At 65.9% G+C, this 18510-nt stretch carries 18 protein-coding genes; 15 read left to right on the top strand and 3 right to left on the bottom strand.

Going from position 1 to position 18510, the window contains the following annotated elements; all coding sequences use genetic code 11:
• The first annotated feature begins 271 nt into the window (after positions 1-271).
• The 5 genes from AC1RWI_RS28170 to AC1RWI_RS28190 all read left to right on the top strand — a co-directional run bounded on the left by AC1RWI_RS28170 (position 272) and on the right by AC1RWI_RS28190 (position 4293).
• Positions 272-721, top strand: a complete 450-nt coding sequence (locus AC1RWI_RS28170) for a DUF1178 family protein (protein WP_043344759.1) — start codon at positions 272-274, stop codon at positions 719-721.
• A 95-nt stretch (positions 722-816) separates the two neighbouring features.
• On the top strand, positions 817-2019 hold the full coding sequence (locus AC1RWI_RS28175) for an acyl-CoA dehydrogenase family protein (RefSeq protein ID WP_043344761.1): 1203 nt from the start codon (positions 817-819) through the stop codon (positions 2017-2019).
• 13 nt (positions 2020-2032) lie between these two features.
• Entirely contained in the window at positions 2033-3151 is a 1119-nt protein-coding gene (locus tag AC1RWI_RS28180; protein WP_492869957.1) for an acyl-CoA dehydrogenase family protein, read from the top strand.
• A 138-nt stretch (positions 3152-3289) separates the two neighbouring features.
• Positions 3290-3739, top strand: coding sequence for a MaoC family dehydratase (locus AC1RWI_RS28185; protein WP_043344764.1), 450 nt, complete (start codon positions 3290-3292; stop codon positions 3737-3739).
• Between the two features lie 74 nt (positions 3740-3813).
• Entirely contained in the window at positions 3814-4293 is a 480-nt protein-coding gene (locus AC1RWI_RS28190; RefSeq protein WP_492869958.1) for a MaoC family dehydratase, read from the top strand.
• Positions 4294-4352: 59 nt separating this feature from the next.
• Here the strand turns inward: AC1RWI_RS28190 and AC1RWI_RS28195 are convergent, their stop codons facing one another.
• The 3 genes from AC1RWI_RS28195 to AC1RWI_RS28205 all read right to left on the bottom strand — a co-directional run bounded on the left by AC1RWI_RS28195 (position 4353) and on the right by AC1RWI_RS28205 (position 8073).
• On the bottom strand, positions 4353-5654 hold the full coding sequence (locus AC1RWI_RS28195) for an MFS transporter (RefSeq protein WP_492869959.1): 1302 nt from the start codon (positions 5652-5654) through the stop codon (positions 4353-4355).
• 9 nt (positions 5655-5663) lie between these two features.
• Positions 5664-6500, bottom strand: coding sequence for an alpha/beta fold hydrolase (locus tag AC1RWI_RS28200; RefSeq protein ID WP_492869960.1), 837 nt, complete (start codon positions 6498-6500; stop codon positions 5664-5666).
• A gap of 85 nt (positions 6501-6585) precedes the next feature.
• Positions 6586-8073 carry a flavin-containing monooxygenase gene (locus tag AC1RWI_RS28205; protein ID WP_492869961.1) on the bottom strand — a complete coding sequence of 496 codons (1488 nt, stop codon included), beginning with the start codon at positions 8071-8073 and terminating at the stop codon, positions 6586-6588.
• 345 nt (positions 8074-8418) lie between these two features.
• Between AC1RWI_RS28205 and urtA the strand changes: the two genes are divergently transcribed.
• From urtA to ureC, 10 genes are all read left to right on the top strand, one after another.
• The gene (gene urtA, locus AC1RWI_RS28210; RefSeq protein ID WP_043344769.1) at positions 8419-9684 is read left to right on the top strand and encodes an urea ABC transporter substrate-binding protein; all 1266 of its coding nucleotides are present in this window, start codon (positions 8419-8421) and stop codon (positions 9682-9684) included.
• 183 nt (positions 9685-9867) lie between these two features.
• Positions 9868-11505, top strand: coding sequence for an urea ABC transporter permease subunit UrtB (gene urtB / locus AC1RWI_RS28215; protein WP_492869962.1), 1638 nt, complete (start codon positions 9868-9870; stop codon positions 11503-11505).
• Entirely contained in the window at positions 11505-12710 is a 1206-nt protein-coding gene (gene urtC, locus AC1RWI_RS28220; protein WP_043344771.1) for an urea ABC transporter permease subunit UrtC, read from the top strand. Before urtB ends, urtC begins: the two co-directional genes overlap by 1 nt.
• Positions 12707-13555 carry an urea ABC transporter ATP-binding protein UrtD gene (urtD, locus tag AC1RWI_RS28225; RefSeq protein ID WP_043344773.1) on the top strand — a complete coding sequence of 283 codons (849 nt, stop codon included), beginning with the start codon at positions 12707-12709 and terminating at the stop codon, positions 13553-13555. The genes urtC and urtD overlap by 4 nt, the downstream gene beginning before the upstream one ends.
• A 33-nt stretch (positions 13556-13588) precedes the next feature.
• A complete protein-coding gene (gene urtE, locus AC1RWI_RS28230; protein ID WP_043344774.1) occupies positions 13589-14281 on the top strand; it encodes an urea ABC transporter ATP-binding subunit UrtE in 693 nt (230 codons plus the stop codon).
• A gap of 240 nt (positions 14282-14521) precedes the next feature.
• Positions 14522-15394: an urease accessory protein UreD gene (locus AC1RWI_RS28235; RefSeq protein WP_492869963.1), complete on the top strand. Its 873-nt coding sequence runs from the start codon at positions 14522-14524 to the stop codon at positions 15392-15394.
• A 66-nt stretch (positions 15395-15460) separates the two neighbouring features.
• Entirely contained in the window at positions 15461-15763 is a 303-nt protein-coding gene (locus AC1RWI_RS28240) for an urease subunit gamma (protein WP_043351444.1), read from the top strand.
• Positions 15764-15819: 56 nt separating this feature from the next.
• Positions 15820-16452 carry a HupE/UreJ family protein gene (locus AC1RWI_RS28245; protein WP_043344777.1) on the top strand — a complete coding sequence of 211 codons (633 nt, stop codon included), beginning with the start codon at positions 15820-15822 and terminating at the stop codon, positions 16450-16452.
• Positions 16453-16480: 28 nt separating this feature from the next.
• Positions 16481-16786 (top strand): urease subunit beta, encoded by a 306-nt coding sequence (locus tag AC1RWI_RS28250; protein ID WP_043344779.1) that lies wholly within the window; start codon positions 16481-16483, stop codon positions 16784-16786.
• A complete protein-coding gene (gene ureC / locus AC1RWI_RS28255; protein WP_492869964.1) occupies positions 16786-18504 on the top strand; it encodes an urease subunit alpha in 1719 nt (572 codons plus the stop codon). Before AC1RWI_RS28250 ends, ureC begins: the two co-directional genes overlap by 1 nt.
• Positions 18505-18510: the final 6 nt, after the last annotated feature.

Here is an 18510-nt window from a genome sequence, read left to right on the forward strand (position 1 = left end):
TGTCGGGGGTATGGGAGGCGGGGGAGCAGATGTTGCCGGGATAAAGGGGTGTTTGTTGGAGAGGGCGGAACCGTTTGTGTCTGAGGCCCTGACGCATCCCGCCTCCCGACGGCGTAAAATCCCATTTAGCCGTGTGATCGCAGCCATACCTCATCCCCCTTTGGACAAGGCGCCCCGCCAAGGGATGCGTAATGGTCGCAAAAAAATTAGCACGACCGTTCACAAAATTCCGTTTCGCGGATACTATAGCTTTCGACGGGCTGGAAACATCATGAAGGTGCTCGACCTGCGCTGCGCGCAAGACCATCGTTTCGAGGGCTGGTTTGCTTCGGAGGACGACGCGCAATCGCAGATTTCGCGAAATCTCGTCCAATGTCCGGTCTGCGAAGACCATGCCATCACCCGGCTGCCCAGCGCGCCGCGCCTGAATCTCTCGGGAGCGGCCGCCGCGCCGGCGGGCAAGCCGGCTGGGGCGAAGGCCCCCGCGGCGCCGGCGACACTGCAGTCGCTTTACCTGAAGGCGGTAAAGCAGGTGCTGGCGCAGACCGAAGATGTGGGCGAACGCTTTGCCGAAGAGGCCAGGCGCATGCATTACGACGAAGCGCCGGAACGCGGGATCCGCGGCACGGCGTCACCCGACGAAGTGCAGGCGCTTGCCGAAGAAGGCATCGATACTTTCCAGCTCGTGGTGCCGGATGCGCTCAAGCAGACGGCTCACTGAATAGCGTCCTGTGCCCAAGGCAGTGTTCTTGCCGGCGCATGACGCGCTAGCTAGAACAAACTGCCGGTCTCACACCGGCATCACTGGAGACGGGCATGGATCTCAACTATTCGGCGTCCGACGATGCCTTCCGCGCCGAAGTGCGCGGCTGGCTGGAGGCCAACCTGCCGGCGGAAATCAGCAGCAAGATTCTGAATCACCGCCGCCCCAACCGCGACGACCTGGTGCGCTGGCACAAGCTGCTGGCGGGCCGTGGCTGGTCCGCGCCGCACTGGCCGGTGCAGTATGGCGGCACGGGCTGGAACGCCACGCAGCGTCATATCTGGGACGAGGAAAATGCCCGCGTCGGCGCGCCCGGCGTGCTGCCCTTTGGCGTGGCCATGGTCGCGCCCGTGATCATGAAGTACGGCAGCGAGGCGCAGAAGTCGTACTACCTCCCGCGCATCCTGGATTGCACCGACTGGTGGTGCCAGGGTTACTCCGAGCCGGGCTCGGGTTCCGACCTGGCGTCGCTGAAGACCCGCGCCGAGCTGACCTCGGACGGCAAGCACTACATCGTCAACGGCCAGAAGACCTGGACCACGCTCGGCCAGCACGCCGACATGATCTTCTGCCTGGTCCGCACCGATTTCGAAGCCAAGAAGCAAGAAGGCATCTCCTTCCTGCTGATCGACATGAAGACCCCGGGCATCACCGTGCGCCCGATCATCATGCTCGACGAAGAGCATGAAGTGAACGAAGTGTTCTTCGACAACGTCCAGGTGCCGGTGGAGAACCGCGTCGGCGAGGAAAATCGCGGCTGGACTTACGCCAAGTACCTGCTCGGCCATGAGCGCACCGGCATCGCCCGCGTGGGCAACTCCAAGCGCGAGCTGGGCTTCCTCAAGCGCGTGGCCAAGCAACAGCAGAAGAACGGCCGTCCGCTGCTGGAAGACCCGCTGTTCGGCGCCAAGGTTGCCGCGCTGGAAATCGAGCTGATGGCGCTGGAGTTGACCGTGCTGCGCGTGGTGTCGAGCGAGAGCGCTGGCAAGGGCCCCGGCCCCGAGGCATCGATGCTCAAGATCAAGGGTACCGAGATCCAGCAGATGCTGACCGAGCTGATGGTGGAGGCCGTCGGCCCCTACGCCCAGCCGTTCGACACCGCCTACCTGGAATGCGAACACGAACACGCGGTGACCGGCTACGACGACGCCGCGCCGCTGGCCGCTTACTACTTCAACTATCGCAAGACCTCCATCTATGGCGGGTCCAACGAAATTCAGAAGAACATCATCAGCCAGATGATCCTGGGGCTGTGAGGAGACACGCGATATGAACTTCAATCTCAGCGACGAACAGAAGCAACTGGCTGACGCCGTCCACCGCTTCATCGACAAAGACTACGATTTCGAGACCCGCAAGAAGGGCATCAAGGCCGAGGCCGGCCATAGCGATGCCGCCTGGGGCGCGCTGGTCGAACTCGGCCTGACCGCGCTGCCGGTGCCGGAAGCGCAGGGCGGCTTCTCGGGCACGCCCATCGACATGATGGTGGTGATGCAGGAGCTGGGCCGCGGCCTGGTGGTCGAGCCGTACTTCGCCACCGTGGTTGCCGCCTACGCGCTCAAGCTGGCCGGCGGCCAGGACGCGCTGCTGGAGCAGGTTGCCGGCGGCGAGCTGAAGCTGGCCACCGCCTTCAACGAGCCGCATGCCCGCTATGCGCTCAACGACGTGCGCGTGACGGCCAAGGGCGGCAAGCTCAATGGCCGCAAGGTCGTGACCATTCACGGCGCGCAAGCCGGCAAGCTGGTCGTCTCGGCCCGCACCAGCGGCGCCGATGCTGACACCAGCGGCATCTCGCTGTTCCTGGTGGACCCGAAGGCGGCTGGCGTCAGCATTACCGACTACCGCACCATCGACAACCTGCGCGCCGCTGATATCACCTTCAAGGACGCGCAGGGCGAACTGCTGGGCACCGAAGGCGCGGCGTTTGCGCTGATCGAGCAGGTGGCCGACTACGCCGCCGTGCTGCTGTGCGCAGAGGCCGTTGGCGTGATGGACACGCTCAATGCCGCCACGTTGGAATACGCCAAGACCCGCCAGCAGTTCGGCGTGCCGATCGCGCGCTTCCAGGCACTGCAGCACCGCATGGTGGAGATGTTCATCCACGCCGAGCAATCGCGTTCCATCACGTTGCTGGCCGCCGCCAAGTTCGACGAGGCCAGCCCGGAAGAACGCCGTCGCTTTGCCTCTGCGGCCAAGGCACGCGTGGGCCAGGCGGCTCGCTCGGTCGGCCAGGAGGCCGTGCAGATCCACGGCGGCATGGGCGTCACCGACGAACTGCCGGCGGCGCACATGTTCAAGCGCCTGACGCTGATCAACACCACCTTCGGGGATGTCGATCATCACCTGTCGCGCTTTGCGACACAGCCGGGTTTCCTGGAAACGGCCTGATCCAGGTTGAATCAAAAAACCGCGCCGGTTGTCCCAGGCGCGGTTTTTTGTTATGAATTGATCTCGCATTTCTGCCGCGAATCTCGCGCCTCGCATCTTGCATCTCGTATCTCGCATTCATCGTTGACGGAGCGATTCATGTCCACCCTGTATTTCGAAGATTTCGCCGTCGGCAGCAAGCGCGACCTCGGGTCCCATCTGGTGACGGAAGAGGAGATCCTGACCTTCGCCCGGCAGTATGATCCCCAGCCGTTCCACATCGACAAGGAAGCCGCGCAGAAAAGCATCTACAAGAACCTGATCTCCAGCGGCTGGATGACCTGCTCGATCATGATGCGCCTGCTGGTGGACAACATGACCTCCAAGGCCGCCAGCATGGGCTCGCCCGGCGTGGATGAAATCCGCTGGCTCAAGCCGGTCTATGCGGGCGATACGCTGAGCGTGTCGCTGGTGGTGCTGGATGCGCGCGCTTCCTCGTCCAAGCCGGACCGCGGTGTGGTGCACACCCAGTGGGAAGCCACCAACCAGCGCGGCGAACTGGTCTGCACCGTCAAGGGAATGGGCATGTACGGACGGCGGCCCGCCTGATGTTTCTCAAGCTTCATCCCGGCCATCCCGGCCACTAACGACAACACGTACAACACGTACAACAAGGAGACACCATGCGTACCATCGCTTCGCTCGAAGAACTGGAAAGCCTGCAAGGCCAGGAAGTGGCCATCAGCGACTGGATCGAGATCACCCAGCAGCAGGTCAACCAGTTCGCCGAAGCCACTGGTGATCACCAATGGATTCACGTCGACGTGGAGCGTGCCCGCCGCGAATCGCCGTTCGGCGGCCCGGTGGCGCATGGCTTCCTGACGTTGTCGCTGCTGCCGGCGTTCATGCACAACGCGCTCGATATGCCGGGCGTGAAGATGGGCGTCAACTATGGCCTGAACCGCGTGCGCTTTACCGCGCCGGTGCCGGTGGGCAGCCGCCTGCGCGCGCGCGTGAAGCTGCTCTCGGTGGAGCGCCTGGAGCCCCTGCCGAACGCGCCCGCGCTGGTCGGCGCCCAGTCCAACTGGGAAGTCACGGTAGAGCGCGATGGCAGCGAGCGCCCGGTGTGCGTGGCGGAATCCATCAGCCGCCGCTACTCGTAAGCCTGACAGGCCGCCGCGGCCGTCGCGGCCTGGTGGCGGTCATCCAGTCAGGGCACAGCTCAGGCCGGCGAACGCGCGGCCGCCACGTCTTGCGGCGAGGCCGCCAGCGCCTTTGCGGAGCGCTCGGGATGGATCCAGCATAAGCCAATCACGCCACTTGCCAGCAGCAGCAGGGCGTTGATTGTGAAGCCCACATCAAAGCCCCCGTTCATGCCATGGCGCTGTACCAGTTGCCCCACCACCGCCGGCGCCAGGATGCCGGCCAGCGTGATCAGCGCCGTGTGGATCGACAACACGCTGCCGCGCTGGCCCTCCGGCACGATCTGCGCGAGCATGGCCGGTGTCAGGGCGAACGCCACGGGCGGCAGGCATGCCGCCACGGCAATCAGCAAGGTCTTGGGCACCGGCGCCAGCGTGATGGCTGCGATCGCCAGGTACACGGCGCCGCCTGCCAGCGCGGCCATCGAGATGACTACGCCACGTGCAAGCCGCGACGATGCGCCTGCGCGCAGCATGCGCTGCGACAACCAGCTCAGGATCAGCGTGACGGGCATGGCCGAGGCGACGATGGCCGCATACCAGCGCCCGGTGATGACCGCGTCGAAGCCCAGGCCCTTTTCCAGATAGGCAGGCAGCCAGGTCAGGCCCAGCGCCAGCGCCCAATATGCGCAGAAGCCAATGGCCAGGCAGGCCAGCACGGTCGGGTCGCGGAAAATGCGCAGATAGGGCAGGCGCACGGGCGCAGCCGCGGTGCCGGCGCGTGGTGCGCTTGCCTGTGTGATCGGTCCCTCGCGTCCCACGCAGAGCCACATTGCGCTCCACGCCATGCCGATGCCGGCCAGGATCATGAAATTGGCGCGCCAGCCCCATCGTATCGTCACCAGTGGGATCAGTAGTCCCGCCAGCAGCAGGCCTACGGTGGCCCCTTGGTTGATCATCGCCACCGGCAGGTTGCGCTTGTGGTCCGGAAACCATTTGAACAGCGCGTGCACGGAGATCGGGAAGGCCGGCCCTTCGGCCGCGCCAAGCAGCATGCGGCATACCAGGATGGTCATGGCCGATCCCGCCAGCGCCAGCGGGACCTGCAGCACGGCCCACGACAAGCCCATTGCCAGCAGCAGCCAGCGCGCGGCCACGCGATTGGACAAAAAGCCGACCAGCACGGTGGATAGCGAGAACAGCCAGAAGAAGCTGCTGGCGATCAGGCCGAACTCGGCCGGCGGTAGCTTCAGGTCTGCCATCAGCGGCACGGCAACCATGCCCAGTACGATCTTGTCGAGGAAATTGATCAGCGAAAGCCAGGTCAGCATCGAGGCCATGGCCCAGGCGCTGCGTGGCTGGTAGGACGCAAGTGTATTCATCGGTCGGCCTCAGGATCGGTTCAACGTGTTGGCTTGGAGCTCGCTCGTTTCGGTGGTCGTTGCATCCAGGTGCTGCTCGATCAGTGTGAGCAGGCGCTCGGGCTGTTCCAGCATCACCAGGTGCCCGCTGTCGATCTCCGCGTAGCTGGCGCCGCCAATTGCCTCGGCGAGCGCGCGGCAATGCGCCGGCGGCACCATCTGGTCGTGGCGCATGCCGATCACGAGCGTGGCGGCGCGGATGCGGGGCAACAGCGGCGTGATGTCGATGATGGCGTCGAGCCCGGCCTGGCGGTCGCTACCGGGCGCCAGGCCCGCGCCGAAGCGCCGCAGCATGCCCTCGACGGTGGCGTCGTCCATGCGCGCGATGAAAGCCTCCGATACGCCATTGAGCAGGAGCATGCGCGCCAGCTGACGGCGGTCCGACCGCGCCAGCGACTGCCACAGCGTAAACAGCAGGCGCATGCGGCTATCGGTCCGCGCCCAGGCGCCAAACAAGACCAGGCGCCGCACGCGTTCCGGCATCAGCGCGGCCGCGGTGGCGGCCACCACGCCGCCTAGCGAATAACCGACCAGGTCCACGGGTACGTCTCCCGCCAGCGCCATGCAGTCGCGCACCTGTCCGACCAGCGCATCGAGCGTCAGCGGCGCGCCGTCGTCACGGGTTTCACCAGAGCCCGCAAGGTCCGGCGCCAGGCAGCGCCTGCGCTGCGCTAGCCCGGGCAGCAGGGCGGCCCAGTTGGTTTCCGCGCTGGAACTGGTGCCGTGCACGAGAAGAGTCGGCCGTCCGGTGCCGGCCTCGATCAAACTGGTTCGGATAGGCTCCGACGCGATTTCCAGGCGTTGCATGTGAAGTCGTCCTCGAACGGTGGGTGTCAATGCAATCGATGTTGTCGATGTCGTCGATGTGGCAGGCGCCGGCGGCCGGGCAATGCTAGGACCGCTCGCCGGCATGGCGCAGCACGAAGTGCCCCCAGTGCGGCTTGCGCGTCTTCCACCAATAGGCGGTGGCGTGGCTCGACCAGTTGTTGGTGACCCTGCCGCTGGCCGACTTGTACCAACTGCTGCACGAGCCCGCCCACGCGGTCTGGCCGATGGCCGCCTGCAACGCCTGGTTGAAGCGCGTCACCACCTCCGGACGCACCTCCATGGAGGCGAAGCGCGCCGAGCGGCAGGCCCGGATGCACTGCAGGACATAGCGGGCCTGGCACTCGAGCATGAAAATGATGGAGTTGTGGCCCAGGTTGGTATTGGGGCCGTACAGCACGAACAGGTTGGGAAATCCCGGCGCCGTCATGCCGAGATACGCCTCTGGATCCTCGTGCCATTGATCGGCCAGGGTGCGTCCGTGGCGCCCGGTGATGCGGATAGGGGCGAGGAAGGAGCGGGCGTCGAAGCCGGTGGCGAAGACGATGGCGTCGGCCCGATGCCTGGCGCCGTCGGCCGTGACCACGGCGTCGGCTTCGACGTGGTCGATGCGGGCGGTCTCGACATGCACGTTCGGCCGCTTGAGCGCCTGGTAGAAATCGTCGGAGATCAGGATGCGCTTGCAGCCGATCGGGTAGTCGGGCGTGAGCCTGGTGCGTAGCACCGGGTCGGGAATCATGTGCGCGAGGTAGCGGCGCGCCAGCGTTTCCAGTTCCCGGTTGCGGCCGCTGTCCCGTTGCATGCGCCCGAAGCGCAGTTCACGCTGCAGGTAGAGGTGCCAGCGATGCAGCCGGGCCGTCCACGGGTGGCGTTCGAAGCGCGCCTGTTGTCCGGATGTATAGGCCTCGTCGTTGCGCGGCAGCACCCAGTTGGCGCTGCGCTGGAATACCGTCAGCTTGCCTGCTTCCGGCGCGATGCGCGGGATGAACTGCAGCGCGCTGGCGCCATTGCCGATCACCGCGACCTGCTTGTCGCGCAGATCGGCGTCATGGCGCCAGCGCGCGGAATGGAAGGCCGTGCCGGCAAAGCGATCCAGTCCTGCAATATCCGGCGTCAGCGGGCGGTTGAGTTGCCCGGTGCCGCTGACGAGGAGGCGCGCGGCGATGGTGTCGCCGTTGCTGGTGCTCACCCGCCACAGGCAGGCGGCTTGGTCGTAGCGCGCCTCGGTGACCTCCGTGCCGAAGCGGATATGCCCGAGCAGCCCGAAGCGCTCGGCGCAGTGCTGCAGGTAGCGATGGATCTCCGGCTGGGGCGAGTATGCACTGGACCAGTCCGGCTTGGGCGCGAACGAGAAACTATAAAGATGGGAGGGGATGTCGCAGCCGCAGCCCGGGTAGGTGTTGTCCCGCCACGTGCCGCCCACGGTGGCGGCCTTCTCCAGCACGACAAAGTCATCGATGCCGGCTTGCTTGAGCTTGATGCCCATGCACATGCCGGCCACGCCAGCGCCGATGATGACGATCTGGTCCGCGCCGGACGTCGTTGACGCTTTCAATGGGCTGTCTCCGTCGTGCTTTTATTGGTGGTCGCGGCGCGCGCGGCAACGCCGTGGCGCGCAATCGAGAGGCCACCTTAGAGCCGATTGCGGATTCGGGCAAGGCACGGCGCAACATGCGTGCCGCCATGTGCCCCAATCTGAATCAGCCGGCGCCGTCGCACAGGCTTGGTGCGTGACGCATGCGCACTATCGTGGTGCGATGGGTGGCCTGGCGGCCTGCGGAGGCCGCCAGGCCGTGTGCACAGCCTTGTATACAAGCTTGTATGCCATGGCATGCTAGTTGCAGAAGAAGTACCCGGGGTGCGTTGTTCCTCTATCCAACATGACAATCTGGGAGCTGCAATGAAAAGACGTGACATGCTGAAGCTGTCGGCGGTAGCCACCGCGGCCTTGTTTGCAACGGCAGGCGTGAGCCCGCTGGCATTGGCGCAGTCCAAGGAACCGATCAAGGTCGGTATCCTGCATTCGTTGTCCGGCACCATGGCCATTTCCGAGACTTCGCTCAAGGACGTGGCGCTGATGACCATCGATGAGATCAACAAGAGCGGCGGCGTGCTTGGCCGCAAGCTTGAGCCGGTCGTGGTCGATCCCGCTTCCAACTGGCCGCTGTTCGCCGAGAAGGCGCGCCAGTTGATCACCAAGGATAAGGTTGCCGTCACGTTCGGCTGCTGGACCTCGGTGTCGCGCAAGTCGGTGCTGCCCGTTTATGAAGAGCTGAACTCGCTGTTGTTCTATCCGGTGCAGTACGAAGGCGAGGAGATGTCCAAGAACGTCTTCTACACCGGCGCGGCGCCCAACCAGCAGGCCATTCCCGCGGTGGAATACCTGATGAGCAAGGAAGGCGGCGGCGCCAAGCGCTTCTTCCTGCTTGGCACCGACTACGTCTACCCGCGCACCACCAACAAGATCCTGCGTGCCTTCCTGAAGAGCAAGGGCGTGGCGGACAAGGATATCGAAGAGGTCTACACGCCGTTCGGACACAGCGACTACCAGACCATTGTCGCCAATATCAAGAAGTTCTCGCAAGGCGGCAAGACCGCTGTGATCTCCACCATCAACGGCGACTCCAACGTGCCCTTCTACAAGGAACTGGGCAACGCTGGCCTGAAGGCCAAGGACGTGCCGGTGGTGGCGTTCTCGGTGGGCGAGGAAGAACTGCGCGGCATCGACACCAAGCCGCTGGTGGGCCACCTGGCCGCATGGAACTACTTCATGTCGGTCAAGAACCCGGAAAACGAAGCCTTCAAGAAGCAATGGGCGGCGTGGGTCAAGGCGAACAACCTGCCGGGCGGCGACAAGCGCGTGACCAACGATCCGATGGAAGCCACCTACGTGGGCATCCATATGTGGGCGCAAGCCGTCAAGAAGGCCGGCACGACCGATCCCGACAAGGTGCGTGCCGCGATGTATGGCCAGACCTTCAAGGCGCCGGACGGCTTCACCTTGACCATGGGCGAGAACCATCACCTGTACAAGCCGGTGATGATCGGCGAGATCAAGGGCGATGGCCAGTTCACGGTGGTGTGGAAGACGCCCAAGGCTGTGCGTGCGCAGCCGTGGAGCCCGTTCATCGCGGGTAACGAAGGCAAGCCGGACAAGGTGATGTAAGCCGGGCTTCCGCTTGGCGCTCTCCCGCTCTCCCGCTTGCCTCGTGGCCGGTGAGACAGGGGAGGGCGCCAGGCCGTGTCCTTGCCGCTTCGCATGCTGTCCGCCGCTTCGGTGCGGTGGCGGCAAATCGTCACGCCGATCAAGGTGACGCGCGCGCTTCGCCGCGCGCGACTCGCAAACCTTATGCACCGACCCTTATCGTTCTCTCTCGCTTCTCGGTTGCGCGCCATGCTGGCCGCGCTGCTCCTGCTGGCCGCGTGCCCGCTGTGGGCCGCGCCGCTCACGCAGGCCGACCTGAAGCCGCTGGCCGAAGACGACTTCGACGCCAAGACCGCCGCGATCACCGCGCTGACCAAAGCGCCGGTGGCGCAGGCCGGCCCCATCCTCAAGGCCTTGCAGGACGATACGCTGCAGTACGCGCCCGGCGTCGGCATGGTGCGCCAGGACGGCGACAAGCTGGTGGACGCGATCAGCGGCACGCCGGTCACGGTCAAGCCCGATGCGCTCGAAGCGCTCACCCTGAACAACAGCCTGCGCGCAATGGTGGACAGCGCCGCCAGCAGCACGCTGCTGCAATCGCCCGATGCGGCGGTGCGCACGCAGGCCGTCAATACGCTGCTGGACCAGCCGGGCAGCGCATCGCGCCCGGTGGTGGAGGCCGCGCGCAAGGCCGAGGCCGATGCCGGCCTGCGCTCCAAGCTCGATGTAATCTGGGCCAATATCGTGCTGGCCGATGGCAACCGCGACGATCGTCTCGAAGCCATCCGCATCCTCGGCCGCGACAGCAATCCGCAGAGCCGCCAGAAGTTGCAGCCGCTGCTGGAAAAGGACGCCGCCGGCAACTTTCGCGAGCCCGACGCCGAACTGCGCGGCGCCGCGCAGCAGGCCCTCGACGCCCTGCGCGGCGACCAGCGCCGCGCCGAGCTGATCGGCAACCTCTTTGCCGGCTTGAGCCTGGGCAGCGTGCTGCTGCTCGCCGCGCTGGGGCTGGCCATCACTTACGGCCTGATCGGCGTCATCAACATGGCGCACGGCGAATTCCTGATGATCGGCGCGTACGCCACGTACATGGTGCAGGGCGTGTTCCGCGCGCACTTCGCCAGCGCGTTCGACTGGTACCTGCTGTTCGCGCTGCCCGCGTCGTTCCTCGCCTCCGCCGTGGTCGGCTTCGTGCTGGAGCGGCTGGTGCTGCGCCATCTCTACGGCCGCCCGCTGGAAACCCTGCTGGCCACTTTCGGCGTGAGCCTGCTGCTGATGCAGGCGGTGCGCACGCTGTTTGGCGCGCAGAACGTGGAAGTGGCCAATCCATCCTGGATGAGCGGCGGCATCGAATGGCTGCCCGGCATGGTGCTGCCGTACAACCGCATGGTCATCATCGTGTTTGCGCTGGCGGTGGTGGCGGTGGCCTGGGCCGTGCTCAACCGCACCCGCCTTGGCCTGTTCGTGCGCGCCACCACGCAGAACCGCACCATGGCGGCGTGCGTGGGCGTGCGCACCTGGAAGGTGGACAGCTACGCCTTTGCCTTTGGCGCGGGCATTGCCGGCCTGGGCGGCTGCGCGCTGTCGCAGATCGGCAATGTCGGCCCCGACCTCGGCCAAGCCTACATCATCGACTCCTTCATGGTGGTGGTGCTGGGCGGCGTGGGGCAGCTCGCGGGCACCATCATCGGTGCTTTCGGGCTGGGCCTGATCAACAAGTTCATCGAGCCGTTCTATGGCGCGGTGCTGGCCAAGATCTTTGTCCTGGTGCTGATCGTGCTCTTCATCCAGAAGCGCCCGCAGGGACTGTTCGCGCTCAAAGGGCGCAGCGCGGAGGCATGATGAAGACTTCACTCCCGAATTCATCCACGGCGGGCTTCCGGCTGGCCGTGCCGGAGCGCCAGCCGCTGTTCTCCGGGCGCAGCTGGACGGCGTTGCTGATGATCGCATTGGTGGTGGGCATCGGCGTGCCGGTGTGCGCGCTGCTGGTGCCCGAAGGCCATCCCATGCATCTGTCGGCCTATGCGCTGACGCTGATCGGCAAGATCATGTGCTTCGCGCTGGCCGCGATCGCGCTGGACCTGGTGTGGGGCTACTGCGGCATTCTCAGCTTGGGCCACGGTTTGTTCTTCGCGCTTGGCGGCTATGCCATGGGCATGTACCTGATGCGCAGCATTGGCCGCGAAGGCGTCTACAAGAGCGACCTGCCGGACTTCATGGTGTTCCTCGACTGGAAGGAGATGCCGTGGTTCTGGCACGGCACCGAGCATCTCGGTTACGCGATGCTGCTGGTGGTGCTGGTGCCTGGCGTGCTGGCGTGGCTGTTCGGCTTCTTCGCTTTTCGCTCGCGCATCAAGGGCGTGTACCTGTCCATCATCACCCAGGCCATGACGTACGCCGCCATGCTGCTGTTCTTCCGTAACGAGACGGGTTTTGGCGGCAACAACGGTTTCACGGATTTCAAGCGCGTCGCCGGTTTTGCCGTGGCTGCGCCGCAGACCCGCACGGCGCTGTTCGTGCTGACGTTCCTTGCCCTGCTGGCCGGCTTCATCGCCTGCCGCTACATCGTGACGTCCAAGCTCGGCCGGGTCGTGACCGCGATCCGCGATGCCGAGATGCGCGTGATGTTCTCGGGCTATAACCCGCTTGGCTACAAGCTGTTCGTGTGGACCTTCTCGGCCGTGCTGTGCGGCATCGCCGGCGCGCTCTACGTGCCGCAGGTGGGCATCATCAACCCGGGCGAGATGTCACCGGCCAACTCCATCGAGATGGCCGTATGGGTGGCCGTGGGCGGACGCGGCACGCTGATCGGCCCGATCATCGGCGCCTTTATCGTCAACGGCGCCAAAACCATGTTCACGGCTTACTTCGCGGAGTACTGGCTGTTCCTGCTGGGCGCGATGTTCGTGCTGGTCACGCTGTACATGCCGGATGGCGTGATCGGCCTGCTCAAGCGCGCGCGTGCCATGCGCGCAAGCCCGCAGGCCGCGCCGGGCAACGCGGCGACTGCGCCGGCGGCCGCCACTCGCAGCGGAGGGGAAGCATGAACGCGGCACTGGGAGCACAACAGGCGGAAAGCGGCGGCACCACGGGCCTTGGCCGCGTCATGGAGCCGGGCGTCATCGACGTCTCGCATGGCCCCATCCTTTACCTGGAAGACGTGACCGTGCAGTTCGACGGTTTCCGCGCGCTGAACAACCTTACGCTGTCGATCGACCACGGCGAGCTGCGTTGCGTGATCGGGCCCAATGGCGCGGGCAAGACCACCATGATGGACGTGATCACCGGCAAGACCGGGCCGCGCAACGCCAACGTGAGCGGTCGCGTGTTCCTCGGCCAGAGCATCGACCTGATGCGCATGACCGAGCCCAAGATCGCGCAGACCGGCATTGGTCGCAAGTTCCAGAAGCCCACCGTGTTCGAGCAGCACGAAGTGTGGGAGAACCTGGAACTGGCGACGAAAGGCGACAAGCGCTGGTTCACTTCATTGCGCGCGCGCCTGGGCGCGCAGGGGCATCGCCGCATCGAGGAAACGCTGGCGCTGACGGGGCTGGAGGACGAGGCTTATCGCCCGGCCGGCTTGCTGTCGCACGGGCAGAAGCAGCGGCTGGAAATCGGCATGCTGCTGATGCAGCAGCCGCAGTTGCTGCTGCTGGACGAGCCTGTGGCCGGCATGACCGATGAAGAAACCATGCAGCTGGCCAAGCTGCTCAACAGCCTGCGCGGCACCTGCTCGATGATGGTGGTGGAGCACGACATGGAGTTCGTCGCCGCACTGGCCGGCGATGCGGGCAAGGTGACGGTGCTGGCCGAGGGCAGCGTGCTGGCCGAAGGCACGCTCGACGCCGTCAAGCGCGAGGAGCGCGTGATCGAATCCTATCTCGGCCGCTAGGCGCAGGACCAGATCGAAAAGAGGAATGAGACTATGTTGCAGGTCAATGCACTCAACCAGTTCTACGGCGGCAGCCACATCCTGCGCAACGTCACCTTCGAGGTGCCACAAGGCAAGCTGACGACCTTGCTCGGCCGCAACGGCGTGGGCAAGAGCACCCTGCTCAAATGCCTGATGGGCGTGGTGCCTACCAAGAGCGGCAGCATCAGCTGGGCGGGGCAGGCGCTGGAGAAAAAGCCGCCGTACGAGCGCGTGACAGCGGGGCTGGCCTACGTGCCGCAGGGCCGCGAGATCTTCCCGCGCCTGACGGTGGAAGAGAACCTGCTGATCGGCGCGGCCAGCCTGAAGAGCCCGTCGGGCGTGCCGGACCGTATCTACCAGTTGTTCCCGGTGTTGCGCAGCATGCGCCAGCGCCGCGGAGGCGATCTCTCCGGGGGGCAGCAGCAACAGCTGGCGATCGGCCGCGCGCTGATGAGCGAGCCGGAACTGCTGATCCTGGACGAGCCGACCGAAGGCATCCAGCCCTCGATCATCCAGGACATCGGGCGCGCGCTGCGCCTGCTGGTGGATGAGTTCGGCATGACGGTGCTGCTGGTGGAGCAATATTACGAATTCGCCCGGCACCTGGCGGATCATTACGTGGTGATGAGCCGCGGCGAAGTGGTGGCAAGGGGCGAGGGCGCGAAGATGGAAGAGGAGGGCGTGCGGGAGCTCATCGCGGTGTGATGCGACACGCGGTGCCGCATGATCGTAGTGCTGGTGTGTTCCCCTCTCCCGCTGTGCGGGAGAGGACGCACGCTTGCCGGCGGCCGCTTGAGTACCGTCCCGAAAGTGGTCTCGGATGTGGTCTCGAGTGCGGCCCCGGAAGCCGCCGCGAATACCACTTCCAGTGCTCCAGGCCGCGCGCTATGATGCCCGCATCCTGCGCACGATGCATTGCCGGACGCCTTTGCCATTCCAACATTCATGCGTCATCCAGACTTTCCTTCGACCCTCGCCGCGCCACCCGCATGGGAGGCCAGCCTGCGCCTGCGCTTTGCCGCGCGCGCCGAGCGCAGCGCGCTGGTCGAGCGCCGCCACCAGGGGCCGTTGCTGGTGCAAAAGCCACTCTATCCGGAGGGATCGATCTGCCACGTGGTGATCCTGCATCCGCCCGCGGGCGTGGCCGGCGGCGACAGCCTGGACATCGACGTGACGGTGGGCGCCGGCGCCCATGCGGTGCTGGCGACGCCCGGCGCCACCAAGTGGTACAAGTCGCTCGGCCGGGAGGCGGCGCAGCGCGTCACGCTGACGCTGGAAGCCGGCGCGCGGGTGGACTGGCTGCCGCAGGAGAACATCGTTTTTGACGACGCGCACGCGCGCCTTGCCACCACCGTGACGGTGGCGCCCGGTGCCAGCGCGATCGGCTGGGATGCGGTCGTGCTGGGCCGGCAGGCCAGCGGCGAGACCTGGAGCCGCGGCACGCTGGGCATGCAGACCCGGGTGCAGGGCGGCGGCAAGCGCGCGCTGTGGATCGAGAGCGCGCAACTGGACGCGGCGTCTGCGCTGCGCCAGGCGGTGGCCGGGCTGGACGGGCTCAATGTCATGGGCACGCTGTGGGCGGTAGGTGACGGTGCCACGCAGGAACTCGCCGAGACGCTGGCCGAGCAGTTGCCGTATCGGCCGGACCTGCGCGCCGGCGTGACGCGGCTCGAGCAGGACGGCCAGTCGATGTTGCTGCTGCGCGTGCTGGGTGCGCAGATGGAAGCGGTCAGGCACTTGATGGCGACGGCATGGAGCGCGCTGCGCGAACCGATCCACGGTGTGCCGGCCAGGCCCCTGAGGCTGTGGGCGACGTAGGTGCTGACGCAGGCATTGTTCATCGCGCGCCGCACGGACAACACAAAAAACAACGGGAATACCAAGATGGAACTCACTCCGCGAGAGAAGGACAAGCTGTTGATCTTCACCGCAGCGCTGCTGGCCGAGCGCCGCCGCGCGCGCGGGCTCAAGCTCAACTATCCCGAGGCGGTGGCCTTGATCACCGCCGCCATCATGGAAGGCGCGCGCGACGGCCGCTCCGTGGCGGAGCTGATGCACGAGGGCACGACCGTGCTCTCGCGCGAGGACGTGATGGATGGCGTGGCCGAGATGATCCCGGATATTCAGGTGGAAGCGACTTTCCCCGACGGCACCAAGCTGGTCACCGTGCATCATCCCATCGTTTGAAAAAAAGTCTGAACAAAAGTTTGAACAACAGTTTGAACAAGACACGAGGTCAAGACATGAACCACGCTGAACACGCTAACCGCTCGCGCGCCGTGAGGCTCGCCACCGTGGGTGCTTCGCTGGCGCTCGCCAGCGCCGCCGCCGTCGCGCATCCGGGCCATGACGCCACCACGGTTGGCGCCAGCCTGTTTGCCGGCTTGCTGCATCCCTTCACTGGCATGGATCACTTGCTCGCCATGGTGGGCGTGGGTGTGTGGAGCGCGCTGGGTGCGCGCTCGCCGCGCGAAGCCTTGCGCATGCCCTTTGCCTTCGTGGCGTTGATGCTGGCCGGCGCGGTGCTCGGCCTCGCCGGCATGAGCCTTGCGCTGGTGGAGCCGATGATTGCTGCGTCGCTGCTGGTGATCGGCTTGCTGGTGGCACTGCGCGCCAAACTGCCGGCATGGGCGGGGATGGCCATCGTGGGCGGCTTTGCCGTCTTCCACGGCTATGCGCACGGATCCGAGTTGCCGGCCACGGCCGGCGCCTTGCCCGCGGTAGCGGCCTATGTGGGCGGCTTCAGCGTGGCCACGATGGTGCTGCACGCGGCCGGCATCGGTCTGGGCGGCGCGCTGCGCCGCCACGCGGGCTGGCTGGCGCGGCTGGCCGGTGCGGGCGTGGCGCTGTATGGCGTTGGCCTGATGGTTGCCTGAGCGCACTGACCTCGACAAGGAACCCATCATGATCCCCGGTGAACTGATGCCCGCTGAGGGCGAGATCGAACTGAACGCCGGCCGTGCCACGGTCAGCGTCGTGGTGGCCAACACCGGCGACCGCCCGGTCCAGGTCGGCTCGCATTTCCATTTCTACGAGACCAACCCCGCCCTGGATTTTGACCGCGAGGCCACGCGCGGCTTCCGCCTGAATATCGCCGCCGGCACCGCCGTGCGCTTCGAGCCGGGCCAGAGCCGCACGGTGGAACTGGTGGCGCTCGCCGGGGCGCGCATCGTCTACGGCTTCAACGGCAAGATCATGGGAGCACTGTGATGAGCGTGAAAATCTCCAGGCAGGCGTATGCCGAGATGTTCGGCCCCACCACCGGCGACCGCCTGCGGCTGGCCGACACCGGGCTCGTCATCGAGGTGGAGAAGGACTTCACCGTCTACGGCGAGGAGGTGAAATTCGGCGGCGGCAAGGTGATCCGCGACGGCATGGGGCAGAGCCAGCGCATGGCCAAGGACTGCGTCGACACTGTCATCACCAATGCGCTGATCGTCGATCACTGGGGCATCGTCAAGGCCGACATCGGCCTCAAGGACGGGCGCATTGCCTCCATCGGCAAGGCCGGCAACCCGGACATCCAGCCGGGCGTGACCATCGTCGTCGGGCCGGGCACCGAGGTGATCGCGGGCGAGGGCATGATCGTCACCGCCGGCGGCATCGACAGCCACATCCACTTCATCTGCCCGCAGCAGATCGAAGAGGCGCTGATGAGCGGCGTCACCACCATGATCGGCGGCGGCACCGGGCCAGCCACCGGCACCTTTGCCACCACCGTCACGCCTGGCCCCTGGTTCATGGAGCGCATGCTGCAGGCGGTGGAAGCCTACCCGATGAACATCGGCCTGCTTGGCAAGGGCAACGCCAGCCTGCCCGGGCCGGTGATGGAGCAGGTCGAGGCCGGCGCCATCGGGCTCAAGCTGCACGAGGACTGGGGCACCACGCCCGCGGCCATCGACAATTGCCTGAGCGTGGCGGATGCCACCGACACGCAGGTGGCGATCCACACCGATACGCTTAACGAGGCCGGCTTTGTCGAGGCCACCGTGGCCGCGTTCAAGGGCCGCACCATCCATACGTACCACACCGAGGGCGCGGGCGGCGGCCATGCGCCCGACATCATCAAGGTGTGCGGCGAGCCCAACGTGCTGCCGTCGTCGACCAACCCGACGCGGCCGTACACCGTCAATACGCTCGACGAACACCTCGACATGCTGATGGTCTGCCACCACCTGGACCCGTCGATCGCCGAGGACATCGCCTTTGCCGAAAGCCGCATCCGGCGCGAGACCATTGCCGCCGAGGACATCCTGCACGACCTCGGCGCGTTCTCGATGATCTCCAGCGATTCGCAGGCCATGGGCCGGGTCGGGGAGGTCATCATCCGCACCTGGCAGACCGCGCACAAGATGGCCGCGCAGCGCGGCAAGCTGCCCGGCGACCCCAACGACGCGCGCGGCGGGCATGACAATTTCCGCGTCAAGCGCTACATCGCCAAGTACACGATCAACCCCGCGCTCACGCACGGCATTGCGCACGAGGTGGGCTCGGTCGAAGTCGGCAAGTGGGCTGACCTGGTGCTGTGGAAACCGGCCTTCTTCGGCGTCAAGCCGAGCCTGATCCTGAAGGGCGGGATGATCGCCGCGGCGGCGATGGGCGACCCCAACGCATCGATCCCCACGCCGCAGCCCGTGCACTACCGCCCGATGTTCGGCGCCGCCGGACGCGCCCTGCACAAGTCATCGCTGACCTTCGTTTCGCAAGCGGCGCTGGCCGCCGATGTGGGCGGGCGCTACGGCCTGAACAAGGTGCTGTCGGCGGTACAAGGCACGCGCACCGTGGGCAAGCGCGACATGGTGCACAATGACTGGCAGCCGAACGTCACGGTGGATCCCGAGACCTACCAGGTGGTGGCCGACGGCCAGTTGCTGATCTGCGAGCCGGCTACCGTGCTGCCGATGGCGCAGCGTTATTTCCTCTTCTGAAGGGCC

Source organism: Cupriavidus sp. MPR-AND1C (genome assembly GCF_058809705.1).

Bases quoted from the DNA above. Each gene is read 5' to 3' on its own strand.
- AC1RWI_RS28170 (WP_043344759.1), top strand. From the start codon at position 272: ATGAAGGTGCTCGACCTGCGCTGCGCGCAAGACCATCGTTTCGAGGGC.
- AC1RWI_RS28175 (WP_043344761.1), top strand. From the start codon at position 817: ATGGATCTCAACTATTCGGCGTCCGACGATGCCTTCCGCGCCGAAGTG.
- AC1RWI_RS28180 (WP_492869957.1), top strand. From the start codon at position 2,033: ATGAACTTCAATCTCAGCGACGAACAGAAGCAACTGGCTGACGCCGTC.
- AC1RWI_RS28185 (WP_043344764.1), top strand. From the start codon at position 3,290: ATGTCCACCCTGTATTTCGAAGATTTCGCCGTCGGCAGCAAGCGCGAC.
- AC1RWI_RS28190 (WP_492869958.1), top strand. From the start codon at position 3,814: ATGCGTACCATCGCTTCGCTCGAAGAACTGGAAAGCCTGCAAGGCCAG.
- AC1RWI_RS28195 (WP_492869959.1), bottom strand. From the start codon at position 5,654: ATGAATACACTTGCGTCCTACCAGCCACGCAGCGCCTGGGCCATGGCC.
- AC1RWI_RS28200 (WP_492869960.1), bottom strand. From the start codon at position 6,500: ATGCAACGCCTGGAAATCGCGTCGGAGCCTATCCGAACCAGTTTGATC.
- urtA (WP_043344769.1), top strand. From the start codon at position 8,419: ATGAAAAGACGTGACATGCTGAAGCTGTCGGCGGTAGCCACCGCGGCC.
- urtB (WP_492869962.1), top strand. From the start codon at position 9,868: ATGCACCGACCCTTATCGTTCTCTCTCGCTTCTCGGTTGCGCGCCATG.
- urtC (WP_043344771.1), top strand. From the start codon at position 11,505: ATGAAGACTTCACTCCCGAATTCATCCACGGCGGGCTTCCGGCTGGCC.
- urtD (WP_043344773.1), top strand. From the start codon at position 12,707: ATGAACGCGGCACTGGGAGCACAACAGGCGGAAAGCGGCGGCACCACG.
- urtE (WP_043344774.1), top strand. From the start codon at position 13,589: ATGTTGCAGGTCAATGCACTCAACCAGTTCTACGGCGGCAGCCACATC.
- AC1RWI_RS28235 (WP_492869963.1), top strand. From the start codon at position 14,522: ATGCGTCATCCAGACTTTCCTTCGACCCTCGCCGCGCCACCCGCATGG.
- AC1RWI_RS28240 (WP_043351444.1), top strand. From the start codon at position 15,461: ATGGAACTCACTCCGCGAGAGAAGGACAAGCTGTTGATCTTCACCGCA.
- AC1RWI_RS28245 (WP_043344777.1), top strand. From the start codon at position 15,820: ATGAACCACGCTGAACACGCTAACCGCTCGCGCGCCGTGAGGCTCGCC.
- AC1RWI_RS28250 (WP_043344779.1), top strand. From the start codon at position 16,481: ATGATCCCCGGTGAACTGATGCCCGCTGAGGGCGAGATCGAACTGAAC.
- ureC (WP_492869964.1), top strand. From the start codon at position 16,786: ATGAGCGTGAAAATCTCCAGGCAGGCGTATGCCGAGATGTTCGGCCCC.